At 55.6% G+C, this 15,927-nt stretch carries 12 protein-coding genes; 4 read left to right on the top strand and 8 right to left on the bottom strand.

Features of this window, described 5'->3' with window-relative positions:
* Positions 1-86 precede the first annotated feature (86 nt).
* Positions 87-2,285 (top strand): glycogen debranching protein GlgX, encoded by a 2,199-nt coding sequence (gene glgX, locus ACH5Y9_RS00555; RefSeq protein WP_445368093.1) that lies wholly within the window; start codon positions 87-89, stop codon positions 2,283-2,285.
* Between the two features lie 163 nt (positions 2,286-2,448).
* Here glgX and ACH5Y9_RS00550 read toward each other — a convergent pair whose 3' ends face one another.
* The 4 genes from ACH5Y9_RS00550 to ACH5Y9_RS00535 form a co-directional block, all read right to left on the bottom strand.
* Positions 2,449-2,865 carry a type VI secretion system amidase immunity protein Tai4 gene (locus ACH5Y9_RS00550; protein ID WP_445368092.1) on the bottom strand — a complete coding sequence of 139 codons (417 nt, stop codon included), beginning with the start codon at positions 2,863-2,865 and terminating at the stop codon, positions 2,449-2,451.
* Positions 2,866-3,135: 270 nt separating this feature from the next.
* Complete coding sequence (locus tag ACH5Y9_RS00545; RefSeq protein ID WP_445368091.1) at positions 3,136-3,648, bottom strand: hypothetical protein; 513 nt, start codon at positions 3,646-3,648, stop codon at positions 3,136-3,138.
* On the bottom strand, positions 3,645-4,280 hold the full coding sequence (locus ACH5Y9_RS00540) for a hypothetical protein (protein ID WP_445368090.1): 636 nt from the start codon (positions 4,278-4,280) through the stop codon (positions 3,645-3,647). Before ACH5Y9_RS00540 ends, ACH5Y9_RS00545 begins: the two co-directional genes overlap by 4 nt.
* On the bottom strand, positions 4,277-6,085 hold the full coding sequence (locus ACH5Y9_RS00535; protein ID WP_445368089.1) for a VWA domain-containing protein: 1,809 nt from the start codon (positions 6,083-6,085) through the stop codon (positions 4,277-4,279). Before ACH5Y9_RS00535 ends, ACH5Y9_RS00540 begins: the two co-directional genes overlap by 4 nt.
* 136 nt (positions 6,086-6,221) lie before the next feature.
* On the opposite strand from ACH5Y9_RS00535, the gene ACH5Y9_RS00530 reads away from it, so the two are divergent.
* The 3 genes from ACH5Y9_RS00530 (at position 6,222) to ACH5Y9_RS00520 (ending at position 9,069) form a co-directional block, all read left to right on the top strand.
* Complete coding sequence (locus tag ACH5Y9_RS00530; RefSeq protein ID WP_445368088.1) at positions 6,222-7,394, top strand: phosphoglycerate kinase; 1,173 nt, start codon at positions 6,222-6,224, stop codon at positions 7,392-7,394.
* Between the two features lie 297 nt (positions 7,395-7,691).
* The gene (locus tag ACH5Y9_RS00525) at positions 7,692-8,126 is read left to right on the top strand and encodes a DUF4279 domain-containing protein (protein ID WP_445368087.1); all 435 of its coding nucleotides are present in this window, start codon (positions 7,692-7,694) and stop codon (positions 8,124-8,126) included.
* Positions 8,127-8,541: 415 nt separating this feature from the next.
* Complete coding sequence (locus ACH5Y9_RS00520; RefSeq protein WP_445368086.1) at positions 8,542-9,069, top strand: REP-associated tyrosine transposase; 528 nt, start codon at positions 8,542-8,544, stop codon at positions 9,067-9,069.
* Positions 9,070-9,230: 161 nt separating this feature from the next.
* Here the strand turns inward: ACH5Y9_RS00520 and ACH5Y9_RS00515 are convergent, their stop codons facing one another.
* From ACH5Y9_RS00515 to ACH5Y9_RS00500, 4 genes are read right to left on the bottom strand one after another with little or no spacing between them, the layout of a single operon-like run.
* Positions 9,231-12,332, bottom strand: a complete 3,102-nt coding sequence (locus ACH5Y9_RS00515) for an efflux RND transporter permease subunit (protein WP_445368085.1) — start codon at positions 12,330-12,332, stop codon at positions 9,231-9,233.
* The gene (locus ACH5Y9_RS00510; RefSeq protein ID WP_445368084.1) at positions 12,329-13,441 is read right to left on the bottom strand and encodes an efflux RND transporter periplasmic adaptor subunit; all 1,113 of its coding nucleotides are present in this window, start codon (positions 13,439-13,441) and stop codon (positions 12,329-12,331) included. The genes ACH5Y9_RS00515 and ACH5Y9_RS00510 overlap by 4 nt, the downstream gene beginning before the upstream one ends.
* The gene (locus tag ACH5Y9_RS00505; protein ID WP_445368083.1) at positions 13,438-15,000 is read right to left on the bottom strand and encodes an efflux transporter outer membrane subunit; all 1,563 of its coding nucleotides are present in this window, start codon (positions 14,998-15,000) and stop codon (positions 13,438-13,440) included. Before ACH5Y9_RS00505 ends, ACH5Y9_RS00510 begins: the two co-directional genes overlap by 4 nt.
* Entirely contained in the window at positions 14,990-15,658 is a 669-nt protein-coding gene (locus ACH5Y9_RS00500; RefSeq protein ID WP_445368082.1) for a CerR family C-terminal domain-containing protein, read from the bottom strand. The genes ACH5Y9_RS00505 and ACH5Y9_RS00500 overlap by 11 nt, the downstream gene beginning before the upstream one ends.
* Between the last annotated feature and the right edge of the window lie 269 nt (positions 15,659-15,927).

The following is a 15,927-nucleotide window of genomic DNA, read 5'->3' as shown; positions in this document are numbered from 1 at the left end:
GTTGTCGATTATTTACGCAAGGCGTAGGCCCGCAGCCCTTATATGCAGTAAAATCAGGACTAATTCACAGTTTCTCGGTAAAGGGCATGCACAAACCATACAGTTTAAAGTCAGGGAGTCCCTATCCTCACGGCGCCCGGGTCAGCGAGGGCGGCGTCAACTTCTCCATCTCCAGCCGCCATGCGACGGACGTGGAACTGCTGTTATTTGCCGAATCCGACAGCATAAAACCTTTACAAGTCATACCCTTACAAAAAGAGAAAAACCATACGTTTTTCTCCTGGCACGTGTTTGTCGAAGAACTGCCGGTCGGCACCTGGTATGCCTGGCGCATCGACGGCCCCGCCAACACGCGCGAATCGGGCTTGCGGTTTGATCGCGAAAAATTATTGCTTGACCCTTGGGCGCGCGCAATCAGCGACAAATTATGGAACCGCGCCGCCGCCTGCAAGCCTGGTGATAATAGCCAACATGCCATGCGCGCGGTGGTGGTAGATGACCGTTACGACTGGGAAGGCGACACACCGCTGGCCATTCGCAGCGAAAAAGCCATTATCTACGAATTGCATGTCGGCGGCTTTACCCGCCACACCTCCGCCAAGGTTAAACACCCCGGCACCTTTATCGGCCTGATCGAAAAAATCCCTTACCTGAAAAAGCTGGGCATCACCCATGTCGAACTGCTGCCTATCATGGCCTTCGACGAGCAAGACGTGCCGCCGCATACCGCCGATCTGGGCTTGAAAAACTATTGGGGCTACAGCACGCACAGCTTCTTTAGCCCGCATCCCGGATACTGTGTCACGCCGGAACAAGGCACGCATATCCGCGAGTTCCGCGATCTGGTGAAAGCGTTGCACAAGGCCGGCATCGGCGTGATCATGGACGTGGTGTTCAATCACACCTCCGAAGCCGGCGCCGACGGTCCGGTGATCAATTTCAAAGGCATTACCGGCAACAGCTTTTATTTGACCGACAAGCACGACAAACGCATCTTTCACGACTATACCGGCTGCGGCAACACCGTGAACGCCAACCACCCGCTGGTCACTAACTTCATCATCAGCTGCCTGGAATACTGGGTGCGGGAAATGCATGTGGACGGCTTTAGATTCGACCTGGCCAGCGCATTGGCGCGCGGCGAAGACGGCAGCGTATTGCAAGACCCGCCGTTGGTCTGGGGCATAGAACTATCCGAACAACTGGCCAAAACCAAGCTGATCGCGGAGGCCTGGGATGCCTCGGGGCTATATCAAGTCGGCAACTTTCCCGGCTACCGCTGGGGCGAATGGAACGGCCGCTACCGCGACGTGATTCGCCGCTTCCTGCGCGGCGACACCGGCATCATCGCCGAAGTGGCCACCCGGATTTGTGGCAGTAGCGATCTCTATCAACATCAGCACCGCCTGCCGATCAGCGGCATTAACTTTGTCACCTGCCACGACGGTTTTACGTTAAAAGACCTGTTCAGCTACAACGAAAAACACAACACCGCCAACGGCGAAAACAATCGAGACGGTTGCAGCAACAATCTCAGCAGCAACTGCGGCGTGGAAGGCCCAACCCCCGACCCGGCCATAGTCAAACTGCGGCGGCAACAGGTGAAAAACGCCTTTACGGTTTTGCTGCTTAGCCATGGCGTACCGATGTTGCTGGCTGGCGACGAATTTCTGCACACCCAGCAAGGCAACAACAACTGCTATTGTCAGGATAACGAATTAAGCTGGCTGAACTGGGATAAAGCCAAGGACAATGCCGACGTGCTGCATTTTGTGCAGCAGATGATCCGCTTGCGCAAACGCCATCCGGCCTTGATGCGCCGAAACTTCCTGACCGGCCGGAAAATGGAAGACAAGGATATGGCCGACATCAGCTGGCATGGCCTGGAAGTAGATCAACCGCCGCGTTGGGACGACCCGAACACGCGGATTCTGGCCTTTACGCTGGCGGCATTAGGCAAAGATGAACCCGACCTGCACGCGATAATGAACATGTCCGACAGCAAGCACAATCTGCAGCTACCGGAGGTTGAGGGCAAGAGCTGGTGTCTGGCCGTGGATACCGCGCAAACATCGCCCAAAGACATTATCGAGCCGGCCGAGCAAAAAGCACTGAGCAGACCTTGGTATACCGTGGAGCCGCACTCCATTGTGGTGTTTGAAAACACCCATCAAACCGGTATCGACGGCGGCGATAGCGTGGCCAAACGGTCCGCCAGTTTTTTCAGCAAATTGACCGGCATCAAGTTGCTCGACCAGCCGGCGACGGAGATCCCGACAAATTGACAAGACGGTCGCGAGGTCGGCAGCATCCTAACAACGCACATAACCGCGATGGCTATCAGTTTTGCCATGATTACAGCCCGCCGGCTATCGCGGACCCATGACCCATAATTTTAAAACTTGCCTCCCAGCCCGAGGCCGGGATTACTCATAAACCAGTAAATTACTACCGCTTGGCCGGCTTATCCCCTACCCAGTTAGGGTGTGGGACATACTTATGAACCTGTACATCAAGTTCCGGGCTGTGATACATGTCCAGGCATTTGAGCAGGTTGAATTTCGCCCCAGCGTACCCTTCCACCGGGGTGCTGTAGTCTCGATGCAGATATTTCTCAACAAGCTGATCGGTTGCCGGATTCCCTTTATCGTCGTTGTAATACGTCCATTCCAAAAACGCGCTCTTGGTAATCTCAGCGTCCTCGCCTGCCGGCGAATCCTTGTAAGCGGTTGATAAGCAGGCGGCCAGCGCCCTATCCTTATAATTTTCAGCGTTGCTACGTCGTGTGGCAGCGATGGAATCGGCGATAGCCGTCAGTGAATAGCAACATAGCCCGACGGCAACGCATGCGCGGATGGCCTTCATTTGAGCTCCCAGAAATTTGCCTGGCTAGTGCGGTATATCACGCCTGGCTCGTTGAAATAGCAGTGGTCATAACAAGCCGTTCCGTCGAATAGCGTTGCATGACCGCTAGCATCACTCCGACCATGAACTTCAAAGAGAACAAACCCTTTTTACCCGGTAAAAATAGTTTCAATAGTCTCACCTTCCTTGGTTTTCTTCGCTGTCGCAGGGATGCTCACAAAAGCTTGAATAGGGGGCAACCTTCCCCCCTAAGTCAGAACAGTTGTTGCCTCAATCAAACACATCCCCCCAATCCGGTGGTGGTGGAGCCTCTTCGGGAGGGGGTTCATCAGAGCTCTGCGACTTTGGCTGCTCGGAATCGGTGTCGGCAAATTGTTCGTCAGTCTCCGCAGCCGGCTCGTCGGCAACCGCTTTTTCAGCCACTTTGGGTAAGCCGTCCAGATAACTATCCAGCAAAAGGCACAGGTTTTCGTAAAAACCGGCCACGCTCTGCTGCTGCATTTGCTGCTCGATAAACCCATACAAAAACTGCTTTTCCGCCGCAATCAGGGTGTCGCTGACAACTTGCGCGGCTTGTTCGTCTAAGTGATGCTTACCGGCCAAGGCCAAGGCCAACCTGTCGCCGCGCCGCTCCTGCCGGTCCTTAATGTCTTCCAGCAACTCTTCGATGCCGGCCAGCCGCCGACGTTTATGCCGCCGATTAACGACTAACACCGCGATCAAGCCGGTCAACAACACCAGCGATAGCTCTCCTAAGCCGATAAGCAGCAGAGATTGCATCATTTCCCCAGCTCCGTAATGCTTTCACGCACACCGCGTTCGGCATCATGAAAAATTTGCAGCATCTTTTTACTGCTGTTTTCCAACTCTAAGGCGGTCTGATTGCCGCTAAACACTCGGGTATATTCGGCGGACATTTCGTCTATGGTTTTCATCGCGTTATCCAGTTGCCGCACCAGTTGTTGGTTAATCCGCTCCAAGCCGGCCAATTGATTGGCTTGCGGCGAATCCTGCGACGCAGCAACCGGCGCAAGCGTGCCCCGATTCGCCAGCAAATTCTGATATGGCTCGGTTAGCCGACCGATACGTTGCTCGATCTCACTCAACAACACCAATTCGCGTTTTAAAAACAAGCGAATAACCCCTTCAAACACAGCGCGTTCGGATGCATTGACTTCTTGCAACAATGGCTCAATCTCCGCTGTAGCCAACCCGCAGTTTTCTTCCAGAAATTGCTCCAACCAGCGACTTTTGACGATGGCCTGCTCTTCAAGCTCGGTAATGAAATGATCAATTTCGGCCATCTCCTTCCCTCGCCGGTTTCTCGAGATAAAAAACAGCACGATAACCAACAGCGTCAAAACCCCCAACGCCTCCGCCGCTAATATCACTACCACGGAATCGAATGGATTCATGACAATCTCTCCAGTAACTGCTGATGTTTATCTGCTTGGCTTTTTTTCAGGTATCGATAGGTAAAAAATCCACCCACACCCAATATCAGATTGATGGCCAACATGATGCCGCCAACCAACAACCAATTGGTTTCCGGGGCGTCCGGCGGCGGATGTTGCTCATGCTCAGCCTGCTCATGCTGCCCGGCATCGGCTTCGTGATCGGTTTTTTCAGGATCGGCTGATTCGTGATGCGCATCCGTATCTGCCGCCGGTGCGGCAACCTCGACTTTCTCGGCAGGAACGAACCAACTGTCATCGATACTCAGCGGTTTGATCGCCGGCGCCAACGGCTTGCCGGCATGATCTTTAGCCATCACATTAAAATTGACATGCGTGGTGGTCTGCGCCGGCAAACCGGCCAAATCCAGCAGCCAAACCCCGTCTTTATTTGTCAATGCGCGGGTTTCCGGCTCATGCCCGGTTTGGTTAATCACTGCATTGACCACCAAACCGGCGGGATCGATCAGTTTGGTATCCGGTAACAGTTTTAGGGTGACTTGGCGTTGTGCTGCATCGACGTGCTTCTCGACCGTAATCGGCGTGGCAACCACTTCGATCTCATGAATAATTTCCCGCTTGAAGGTCTTGCCGTCGGCAACGATTTTCAGCAAATGCTTGCCCAAACTTAAATGCTCAGTCTTGTGCTGGTAAAAACCGGGTTCTGCAACCACGGCCTGCATTTTTACCGGTGCTTGCTGATCTTGGATCACTTCCAGGGTTAGCATGCCCAGGAAATCGGCGCGGGTTATCAGCTTATCCTTGTCGGTGAAATGCGCTTTAATCGGCAAGGTTTCGTTCTCGCCCAGAAAATTCGGAATGTCGCTGAGTTGCAATTTCAGGTCGGTGACGATCATAACTTGGTTGTCCGGATCGACTTCCGCCACCAGACGCCATTCACCGATCAAGGGTTGCTTGACGGTGATCAGGTCGTAAGCCTGGCTTTCCAGCCAGGACACGTTGGCGACCATGCTTTGTTTACTGATACTTTTGCCGTCCGGCGCAACCAACTGCGTCGGCGCGGCATGCGGTTTTTTGAATACCAACACCGAAAACTCTTGGATGCCGCTATCGACCTGGAATTTATTATCGGTCAGCGGCAAAGTCTCTTTCGGCGCGGCTTTTTGGGCCATTTTCAAAAACACCCGTTGCAATTGCTCGGCCGATTGCGCAGTTTCCGCCCAGCCGCCGGTCTCGAAGGCCAGTTTTTCCAACAATTCTTTATCGGCTTGCTCGGACAATGCCACGGTTTGTACGTTGATGTTTTGCTGCTGGAGCTTGGGTATCCACTCGCTGAGGATGCGCTCGCGGGAATCCGCGCTTTGCATGATATCTTTGGAAATGTCCACAAACCCGTCGGTCAATAAAATCAGATGTTTCTTGCCGCCGCCCTTAAAGCCCTGGCTCAGCACCATCTGAATCGCGTCCTCAATGTGGGTATACAAGCCGCGAGAATGAATATTGCCGATGGCTTTGCCGGCTTGCTGTTTCCAGATTGCATTGACAGCATCGGTAGCGGACAGCGGCGCGGTTTTTTCGGCGAATAACCAAAACGCGGCCTTGGCGCCGTCCGGTAACAAGTTGACCAACAAACGGCTGGCCTCAATGCGCAGATTGTCCGGATCGTTCTGTTTCATGCTGCCGGATACGTCTATCAACACCTGAATTTCGTCGGCGCCGGCAGCGGCAGGCACGGGTTGGCAGTGCGCAGAATCAATAGTAACCACCAACACACAGAACACCGTAAAAATAAACACCTTGAACATAAGTCCGCCGGTAAAAGTTTAGGCAACGGATAGCAAATATAGTCCAAGCGCCTGACTATTCTGTTATTTTTTAATTCAGGCTGCGGCCGGCGTTACACTTTATAATGTTTTCACTATTTCAACCAAAGGAGAACTTATGTCTATCAAACGAATGGTCGATCTGGATTTGGCCGGCAAGCGCGTATTAATCCGCCAAGATTTGAATGTGCCGGTCAAAGACGGCAAAGTCACCAGCGACTTGCGCATCCAGGCCAGTGTCCCGACCGTGGAAGCCGCATTGGCCGGCGGCGCGGCGGTAATTTTGATGTCGCACTTGGGCCGCCCCACCGAAGGCGAATACGACGAAGCCTCCAGCTTGAAACCCGTCGCCGAGCGCTTTTCGCAGTTGCTGGGTCAACCGGTGCGTTTGGTGAAAGATTGGCTGGAAGGCGTGGAAGTCAAACGCGGCGAAGTAGTGCTGTGCGAGAACGTGCGTTTCAATAAAGGCGAGAAGAAAAACAGTGCCGAACTGGGCCAAAAAATGGCAGCGCTATGCGACATATTCGTCATGGACGCCTTTGGTACCGCGCACCGCGCCGAAGCCTCGACCCATGCGGTAGCCGAACACGCCGCCGTGGCGTGTGCCGGTCCGCTGTTGGCAGCCGAACTGGACGCGCTCGGTAAAGCGCTGGAAACCCCGGCCCGGCCGTTAGTTGCCATCGTCGGCGGTTCCAAAGTATCCACCAAATTGACCGTACTGGAGTCCTTGTCGTCTAAAGTCGATCAATTGATCGTCGGCGGCGGCATTGCCAACACCTTTATCGCGGCAGCCGGTTACTCCGTTGGTAAATCCCTGTACGAAGCAGATTTAATCCCGGAAGCCAAACGCTTGATCGCGTCGGCAAAAGAACGCGGCGCGGATATTCCAGTACCGGTCGACGTGGTCTGCGCGAAAGAGTTTTCTGAAAGCGCTGCGGCCACCGTGAAAAACGTCGCCGACGTAGAAGCCAACGACTTGATCCTGGACATTGGACCGGAAACCAGCAAGCAATACGCCGAGATTCTGAAAACCGCCGGCACCATCGTCTGGAACGGCCCGGTCGGCGTATTCGAAATCGACCAATTCGGCGAAGGCACCAAATCCCTGTCGTTAGCGATTGCCGAAAGCCCTGCCTTCTCAATCGCAGGCGGCGGCGACACATTGGCAGCGATAGACAAATACGGCATCGCCGACAAAGTGTCTTACACCTCTACCGGTGGCGGCGCGTTCCTGGAGTTCCTGGAAGGCAAGGAATTGCCAGCGGTAGCGATTTTGCAAACTCGCGGCTAAGCCACGCTGGTCTGGCAGGGCTAATCTACCCTGCCAAATCCGATAATTTAGGAAATGGCGTACCAGTAGATCAGCATGGAGAGTTGCTGATCGGCTGGTTACGACACTTTGCGGTCTGTCGCTCTAAGTCATTCAATGGCTGCTATTTAATCGTTACCAGTCAAAGCCACCTATTCCCGATGATATACAAAAAGGAAAATCAAATGCAGATCAATAGACTATCGTGTCGAATAGCATTTTCGGGGTAGATATGCAGTTAACTATCTAATTCTTTGTTATGCATAGGTGCTAGTCATTTTGAACGAGAACCACACGACCCTGAAAATTTTTGGTTTCGAAGGCTCAGCTGCTGAGTTAAGCGCTCGTCTGCAACTTGAACCAACAAAAACGGCATTGAAAGGAGAGAATCGAAATTACGGTCCATCACACCAAGGAGAAAAGCGAGCTTACCCTTGGAATTACTGGGAATTGCGCTGGATTCGAAGCGAAGATCGCTTTATTGAAGAGCTTGTCGAGGAATTTGTGGCTCATGTTGTCGAGCCAAGAAAAGACACCCTCAAAGATGTAATCGCCACTTGTAGTGCGGAGCTATCTGTAGTCCAGTATTATTATAGTGGTTGCAATCCTGGATTTCACCTTAGTTCAAAAGCGTTAAACATCCTCTGTCATATCGGTGCCGAGCTTGACGTTGATATTTACTGCTTGGCAAGCGAGGCTGAAAATGGTGCATAACCCAACGCTCCAGCCGACTCCGCTAACGCTTATCGGGTCAGAGGGAGCCGCAGCTCCCGTCTGCCCACAGAACCGTGCGTACGGGTCCGTACACGGCTCCTCACGCAAGACGAATCCACTGAGAAACATCAAACCAATGCGCTAACTGCCGGTCGGATCGTATTTCCTGTCCCATCAGGTTGATAAACCAACTGTTCGGATAGGCTCTTGTCACAGCACGAGTTGCCGAGAGCGCCCATCGTTTCTGGCCCCCCGCGTCAGAATAGCAAGTAGCCTCGATGTAATCGAGGTTTCGAAGACCAATCCCCTTCAATTGCCGAAGTGGGTTTGGTGGTCGGTAAGCCGACGCCCTCGATTCCGCTGACGCTACATCGAGACTACAATGGCCTGACTTTAATCGACGTAAGGAATGGGGATGGTCGCGTATCGGCGTAATTTCGTGGCGGGTGGCACCTACTTTTTTACGGTGACTTTGCGTGATCGTCGGGCGCGTTTCCTGGTCGAACATATCGGCGATTTACGCCGAGCATTTGCGCAAACCCGCGCCCGAAAACCCTTCGTGATTGAGGCTATGGTGGTATTGCCCGATCATTTGCATGCCATCTGGCGTTTGCCGGAACACGATACCGATTATCCCGGACGTTGGAAATCGATCAAATCGCTGTTCACTCAGGCCCTGGACCGCCGGGGTATCGATGTCGGCAAACGGCATGACGGCAGCGCATCTATCTGGCAACGCCGTTATTGGGAACACACCATTCGCGACGAACAGGATTGGTTGCATCACATCGATTACATTCACTTCAACCCGGTGAAGCACGGTTGGGCGCAATGCGTGCAAGATTGGCCGTTTTCATCGTTTCACCGTTATGTCCATCGCGGTTGGCTCCCTCTGAACTGGGCTGGCGAGAATGTTGCCGATCAGAGTTTCGGCGAACCGTAGCCTCGATGAAATCGATGCTCCGAACGCCAACACCCTTCAATTGCCGGCATAAGCTTGATGGCCGGCAGGATAGTTCGAACATCGCCTGACGCCCTACCCTAGCCCGACCGCTTCTGTTTCATCTTTCCGAATGCGCTATGGATGATGCCGTGTTTCGAAAATCACGATTCGACAGCGACAGCTTTGGGCCCCGTAAAGCGTTTCCAAATTGCCATGCCCAGATTTTTGAAATCGTCCAGATAGGTGTAAGCCACCGGAATCACCAATAAACTCAGCAAGGTGGACGTCACCAAACCGCCGATTACGGCGACGGCCATCGGGCTGCGGAAGGAGGAATCGGCGTTGCCCATGCCTATCGCAATCGGCAACATACCGGCACCCATCGCAATCGTGGTCATCACAATCGGCCGGGCTCGTTTGTGGCACGCATCCAATAGTGCATCCACCCGGCTCAAGCCCTGCTCGCGCCGAGCAATGATGGCGTAATCAACCAACAATATCGAGTTTTTGGTGGCTATCCCCATCAGCATGACCAAACCAATTAAGGACGGCATCGAAAAAGCTTTGCCGGTCAATAGCAAGGCCACGAAGCCGCCGCCGAAGGACAACGGTAGCGCCGCCAAAATGGTGATGGGTTGCAGGAAGTCTTTAAACAGCAACACCAGCACGATGAAGATGCACAACACGCCGGTCAGCATCGCTAAACCAAAACTGGCGAACAGCTCTTGCATCATTTCCGCGTCGCCGATATTGATGCGTTTCACGCCTGCAGGCAGGTTTTTAATGCTGTCCAGATTTTCCACCGCAGCCGCAACATCACCCAGCGGCTGGCCGGATAATTCGATTTCGAAATTGATATTCCGCGAGCGGTCGTATCGATCAATCACGGCCGGTCCGCTGGACAGTTCCAGTTTCGCCACCTGGCCGACCATCACCGCGCCAATACCGGCTTTTGCGGACGGCACGGCCAAGCGTTCCAATACGTTTAAATCTTGCCGGCCCTCCTCGGCCAGTTTGACGACCATCGGCACCTGGCGTTGCGCCAGATTGAGCTTGGATAAAGACCAATCGTAATCGCCCAAAGTGGCGATGCGCAGGGTTTCCGCTAGTGCCGTGGTGGTCACGCCCAGATCGGCGGCGCGGGCGAAGTCCGGCCTTACCGCAATTTCCGGCCGCACCAGCGCTGCGCTGGAGGCGATGCTGCCCAGGCCGGGAATGGTTCTGAGGTCGCGTTCCAGATTGCGGGCGGCCGCGCTCAAGGCTTGCGGATCGTCGCCGCTCAATACCAACACGTATTTTTCGCCGGAAGCGCCCAATCCCACCTTGGTGCGCACGCCGGGTAGTTTTTGCAGGGCCAGGCGGATATTTTGCTCAATGGCCTGTTTACGCACCGGGCGGTCCTGGCGGTTAGCCAGGGTAATCGTCAGCGTGGCCTTGCGAACCTCGCCGGCGCCCTGGTTGCCGGCCATCGGATCGCTACCCGCCGAACCGCTGCCGATGGTGGTGTAAATCGTTTTTACGTAGTCGATACCGGCAATCAATTGCCTGGCCGCTTCGGCGGACGCGCGCGTTTGCGCCAAACTCGAACCGGGCGGCAGTTCCACGAACACCTGGGTCTGTGGGTTGTCGTCCGCCGGGATGAAGCCGGTTGGCAATAACGGAATCAAAAACAGCGAGCCGATAAAGAACGCTGCCGCGCCGCCCATCGTAGCCAGCCGATGATGCAGACACCAGCCCGCCAACTTCATATAAGTGCGCATCACCGCACCTTCCTTGGGCTCAGAATGGTCGAGGTCTTTCAGCATATACGCCGCCATCATCGGCGTCAGCATCCTGGCGACCACCAACGACGCCATTATCGCCAGCGCCGCCGTCCAGCCGAATTGCTTGAAAAACCGGCCGGCCACTCCGCTCATGAAGGCGGTCGGCAGAAATACCGCGACCAGCGCAAACGTGGTCGCCACCACGGCCAAGCCGATTTCGTCCGCGGCCTGCATCGCGGCTTGGTAAGGCGTTTTGCCCATCCGCAGATGGCGGACGATGTTTTCCACTTCGACAATGGCGTCGTCCACCAGAATGCCGATTACTAACGATAAGGCCAACAGCGTGATCACGTTGAGCGAAAAGCCCAAATAATCCATGCCCAGGAAGGCCGGAATCACCGATAGCGGCAACGCCACGGCGGAAATAAAAGTGGCCCGCCAATCGCGCAAGAACAGCCAGACCACCAAAACCGCCAGCAACGCACCTTCGTAAAGCATGGTCATCGAGCCTTGAAATTCCTCCTCGACCGGGGTAACGAAATTAAACGCTTCGGTGAATTCGATATCCGGATTGGCGACACGCAATTCGGCCAAGGCTTTTTGTACGCCGGCGCCGACTTCGACTTCGCTGGCACCCCGGCTACGGGTCACTTCAAAGCCCACTACCGGTTTGCCGTTCAGCAGCGCCAGCGCGCGCGGTTCCGCTACCGAATCGTCCACCTTGGCGACTTGATCGAGCCTAATGTGGCGGCCATCGGCCAAGGATAGTTGCAAGGGCCGTATTTCCTCGACCGAGGCCACGTTGGCCAAGGTGCGCACCGGTTGCTCGCCGCTACCCAAATCGATCCGGCCGCCGGCGCTCTCGCGCTGGATTTGCCGCAATTGCCGGGAAATGTCCGACGCCGTGGCACCCAAGGCTTGTAGCTTGATCGGGTCCAGCGCAATCGTTACTTCCCGGCTGACGCCGCCCACCCGATTGACCGCACCGACGCCGCGTACCGCCAACAGGCGTTTGGCTACCGTGTCTTCCACAAACCAGGACAGCGCTTCTTCATCGCGCTGCGCGGAGCTGACGGTTAAGGCCAAAATCGGCGAACCGGCCAAATCCAGTTTGGTGACAACCGGATCGCGCAGGTCACCCGGCAAATCGGCACGGACTTTGGACACCGCGGAACGCACATCGTCCAAGGCTTCTTGCACCGGTTTTTCCAGACGAAATTCGGCGGTAATCGTGGCGCTGCCATCCTGCACTTTGGAGGTGATGTGTTTCAAACCCTGCAAGGTGGCGATGGCATTTTCGATTTTCCGTGCCACCTCGGTTTCCAGTTGCGACGGCGAAGCGCCCGGCAGCGAGGTCGAGACCGTGATGGTGGGCAGATCCAGATCGGGGAAGTTCTGGATTTTCATTGCTTTAAAGCTGAGCAAACCGGCGAAGCTGAGCAGCACGAACAACATCATGGCCGGAATGGGGTTACGGATACACCAGGCTGAGACGTTCATTGTGTCACCACCCGCACGCTGTCACCGTCGGCCAAAAACGAGGCACCGCCAGCCACCAACCGATCTTCGGCGGCCACGCCGGCTAAAATTTCCACCTGGTCGCCGTTTCTGCGGCCCAACTGCACTTTGACTTGCTTGACGCGGGCCCGGTCTTCGGTTTGTTCGGTCAACAAAAATACATAACTAAAACCATCCCGCAGCGACAGCGCCTCTTGCGGCACCGTTAGAGCTGTGGAACTGCCCAATTCAAATTCGCCGCGGGCGAACATACCGGCACGCAAACCGGTCTGCGCGGCATGAGGTAAATCAACATAAACCAGGCCATTGCGATTTTGCACATCCAGGGTAGGCGCCAGGAAACGTACAGTTCCTTCTAGGCTGCCGACATTCGGCACTTCCACCCTCACCCTGTTGCCCGGTTTCAACTGCGTCATTTCGGCGGCGGTAAGCTCGCCGCGCCATTCCAGGCGGTTTTGCCGAATCAAGCGAAACAATTCCTGACCTTTCGTGGCGACCGCGCCCAAGGTGGCGCTACGCGCGGAAATCACGCCGTCGTCGCTGGCCAATACTTTGGTGTATTTCAGCCGCAACAATTGCGCATCCAACTGCGCCTTGGCGGATTGCAGTTTGGCCTCCGCGGTTTTGGCGCCGGTCAGATACTGATCCACTTGTTGCGCGCTCAAAGCGCCGGATACCGAGACCTTGCGCGCCCGCTCGGCGTTAAGCCGCGCTTCGGCCAGATTGGCTTCAGCTTCGGCCACGACGCCGCGGGCTTGCGCGACGTCGGCCAATACGCTCTCGTCCGAAAAAGTGGCCAACACCTGGCCTTTTTTAACGGCTTCGCCGATTTGCACGTTAATCGCGCTCAGGCGCAGGTCGCCGATTTCGGCGCCGATCACGGCTTCCTGCCAAGCTGCAATCGAACCGTTAGCCGTGAGACTGAGCGGAATATCGCGCGTTTGCGGACGAATCGCGGAAACGCTGAGCGCCGGATTGGCAGCCGGTGCTTCGGCCGATGGCGCGGGCTGGCTGACGCGGCCGATCGCTACGCCAATGCCGATTAATAATAGTAAGGCGGCGAATAGCACGCCTATTTTTCCCTTGGTCATGAGTTTCCTCCGTTGAGCATGTCGTTTTGATTCGGATATAAATGCGTGTTGCCAGTGTCACTAGGTATGGATGGATCTGCCGCCGCCGCTTCCGGATTCGGCGACTCGCCGGCATCCATCCAGCCGCCGCCCGCCGCGCGATACAGCGCGATCCAGGCGCCAACCTGTTCCTGCTCCAGTTCTTCTAGCGCCAGTTCAGAGGCCAGCACGTTGCGGCGGGCAGTTTCCACATCAAGCAAATTACCCAGGCCACTTTGGTAGAGCGTTTGCAGCGCCTGAAAGTTTGCCCGGTAGCCGCTGACCGCCTCGCGGCCTTGCGGCAAACGTTGGCGGCTGCTGTCCAATCGCACCAGGGCGTCTTCGACTTCCTTGACCGCCGTGCGCACTTTGGCGCGAAAACGGCTTTCCGCCGCCTGGTATTGCACTTTGGCGACTTCCACGTCGGCCGCGCGCTTGCCGGCGTCGAATAGCGGCAAGCTCAGCGTCGGTCCTATCGCCCAAGTCTGTGCCAGCATCAGCGCCGCGCCGTTGATGTTTTGCAGGGTCGGGGTGATGTTGCCCGACAGGCTCAGTTTCGGAAATTGCTTGGCCCGTTGCACGCCGATATTGGCGCTGGCCTCGGCAAGATCGCGTTCGGCGGCTGCCACGTCGGGTCGTTGCAATAACACCTTGGCCGGTAAGGACGCGATTTCGAACGCCGGTGGAGTGGGCAGTTTCGCCGCCTGATCGGCCGAGCCGTTCAGTAACGACCGCAAGTCGGCTTCCGCGAGGCCGGTCATCGCCACCAGGCTTTTGATGGAACGTTCGCACTGGGCTTGTTGTTGCAGCAAGGTTCTGCTGCCTTCGGCGGCACTGGCGGTAGCCAAAGCCACATCGCCCGGCGAGCGGAACCCGCTTTGGCCGGCAACCGCCGCTACCCGCGCCGATTTAAGGCGCGAATCGCTGTCGGTACGCAATAGCTGCACTTGCGCTTCGCAATAGCGATAAGCCAGGTAGGCATCGGCGACTTCCACCGCCACCGCGACCCTGGCGTCGTGCCAGGAGGCGTTGCGCGATTCCAGTTGGCTTTGGGCCGCTTCCTGCTGCCGGGCCAAACCGCCGAACAAGTCTATTTCCCAGCTGGATTGCAATCCGGCCGAGAACTGGTTCCAGATGAACGGCGTGCCGCCAAACGAAGACGAGGAGCGTTTGGAGACGAACTCGGAATCCAATTTCGGCAGGATGGCCGCATCGGCGCCCACGAGATTTGCTCTGGCTTCTTCGATGCGCGCTCGGGCGTCGGCGACCGTGGCGCTCACCTGTTCGGCGGCGCTTAACAGGCGAATCAGAGCCGGGTCCTGAAAACGCTCCCACCAACGCATCAGCTCGGCGGTGTCGCCTTGATGCGCCTGCTGCCCTTTGGCCGTATCCGCTTGCGGTGCTTGCCAATTAGTCGGCGCCGGCAATGGTTCGGCTTGATAGTCCGGGCCGACGGTCGTCAATAAACCGCCGGACCCGCAGGCCGAAAGCAGCAAGGGGATCAGACTCAAGCCCAGCGGCCGCGAGATATTATTGTTCATGGTCGCCATCCCGAGCACGCCGCGCGGCTTCACCGTCGATCATGGCCAGTGCGTAACCGGCCAGACGTTCCGCTAGTACGTCGATGTTTTGTGGAGAATTTAAAATTTGCGGGGAAATCATCGAGATGACGTCTTGTCCCACATAGAAATGCACCGCCATGCCTATCATCGCGAAAACCAGCCGATGCAAGTCGTCGTCGATGCCGCTCAATCCCAAATGTTCCTTGAGCAGCAACACCAGGGATTCATGCTGCGGTTTGATTTCCGCATCGATTTCCTGCTGCCAGGCGCCCGTCGGCTCGATCATCTCCCGGAAGTGCAGCTTCATCACAAGCCCAAAGTCCTCGCCTTCTTTCAGCGGCTCCAGGAATTCGCCGAAAAACCGGGTCAACACTTCGGGCAACGGTAAGTCGGCATAGGCCGCGACATCGGAACCGCAACGTGCGTCGCCCATCGGTTCGAAGAATGCGGCGCGATATAGACCGGCCTTATCGCCGAAGTAATAACGGATGGCAGAAATATTGGCGCCAGCCGCCTCGCAAATTTCGCGGGTGGAGGCCGCCTTGTAGCCTTTTTCGGCAAACAGCCGCAATGCCGCCATGACCAGCCGGCTGCGGGCATCGTGAGTTTCGGTTTCGGAGTTTTCAGGTGCGACCATGCTGCCTCTGCGGAAGTGCTTGTTAGAAAAAATCAATCGATTGATTTAAACAATATCAATCAATCGATTGATTGTCAATTCTTGAATTGTGTTTAAAGGACAACTTTTCCTCGATTCCTGCCGAAGAATGACTTCCATTGCAGCTGATTTGCACAGAAAAATCAGGTCATATGCCACAGGTAATTGCGTTAAATGACATAGTTTTAAACGTAAGCCTCCCCCTACACCTCCCCTCAACAACCTTACAGCCGAGCACTATTGGAATTGGA

The sequence above is a fragment of the Methylomonas sp. BW4-1 genome (assembly GCF_052474385.1).
This window is presented reverse-complemented; position numbering and strand designations above follow the sequence as displayed.

What these genes read in the sequence shown, in the direction of transcription:
- ACH5Y9_RS00520 (WP_445368086.1), top strand. Translation starts at nt 8,542, where the DNA reads ATGGTCGCGTATCGGCGTAATTTCGTGGCGGGTGGCACCTACTTTTTT.
- ACH5Y9_RS00550 (WP_445368092.1), bottom strand. Translation starts at nt 2,865, where the DNA reads ATGAAGGCCATCCGCGCATGCGTTGCCGTCGGGCTATGTTGCTATTCA.
- ACH5Y9_RS00510 (WP_445368084.1), bottom strand. Translation starts at nt 13,441, where the DNA reads ATGACCAAGGGAAAAATAGGCGTGCTATTCGCCGCCTTACTATTATTA.
- ACH5Y9_RS00540 (WP_445368090.1), bottom strand. Translation starts at nt 4,280, where the DNA reads ATGAATCCATTCGATTCCGTGGTAGTGATATTAGCGGCGGAGGCGTTG.
- ACH5Y9_RS00535 (WP_445368089.1), bottom strand. Translation starts at nt 6,085, where the DNA reads ATGTTCAAGGTGTTTATTTTTACGGTGTTCTGTGTGTTGGTGGTTACT.
- ACH5Y9_RS00530 (WP_445368088.1), top strand. Translation starts at nt 6,222, where the DNA reads ATGTCTATCAAACGAATGGTCGATCTGGATTTGGCCGGCAAGCGCGTA.
- glgX (WP_445368093.1), top strand. Translation starts at nt 87, where the DNA reads ATGCACAAACCATACAGTTTAAAGTCAGGGAGTCCCTATCCTCACGGC.
- ACH5Y9_RS00505 (WP_445368083.1), bottom strand. Translation starts at nt 15,000, where the DNA reads ATGAACAATAATATCTCGCGGCCGCTGGGCTTGAGTCTGATCCCCTTG.
- ACH5Y9_RS00515 (WP_445368085.1), bottom strand. Translation starts at nt 12,332, where the DNA reads ATGAACGTCTCAGCCTGGTGTATCCGTAACCCCATTCCGGCCATGATG.
- ACH5Y9_RS00500 (WP_445368082.1), bottom strand. Translation starts at nt 15,658, where the DNA reads ATGGTCGCACCTGAAAACTCCGAAACCGAAACTCACGATGCCCGCAGC.
- ACH5Y9_RS00545 (WP_445368091.1), bottom strand. Translation starts at nt 3,648, where the DNA reads ATGATGCAATCTCTGCTGCTTATCGGCTTAGGAGAGCTATCGCTGGTG.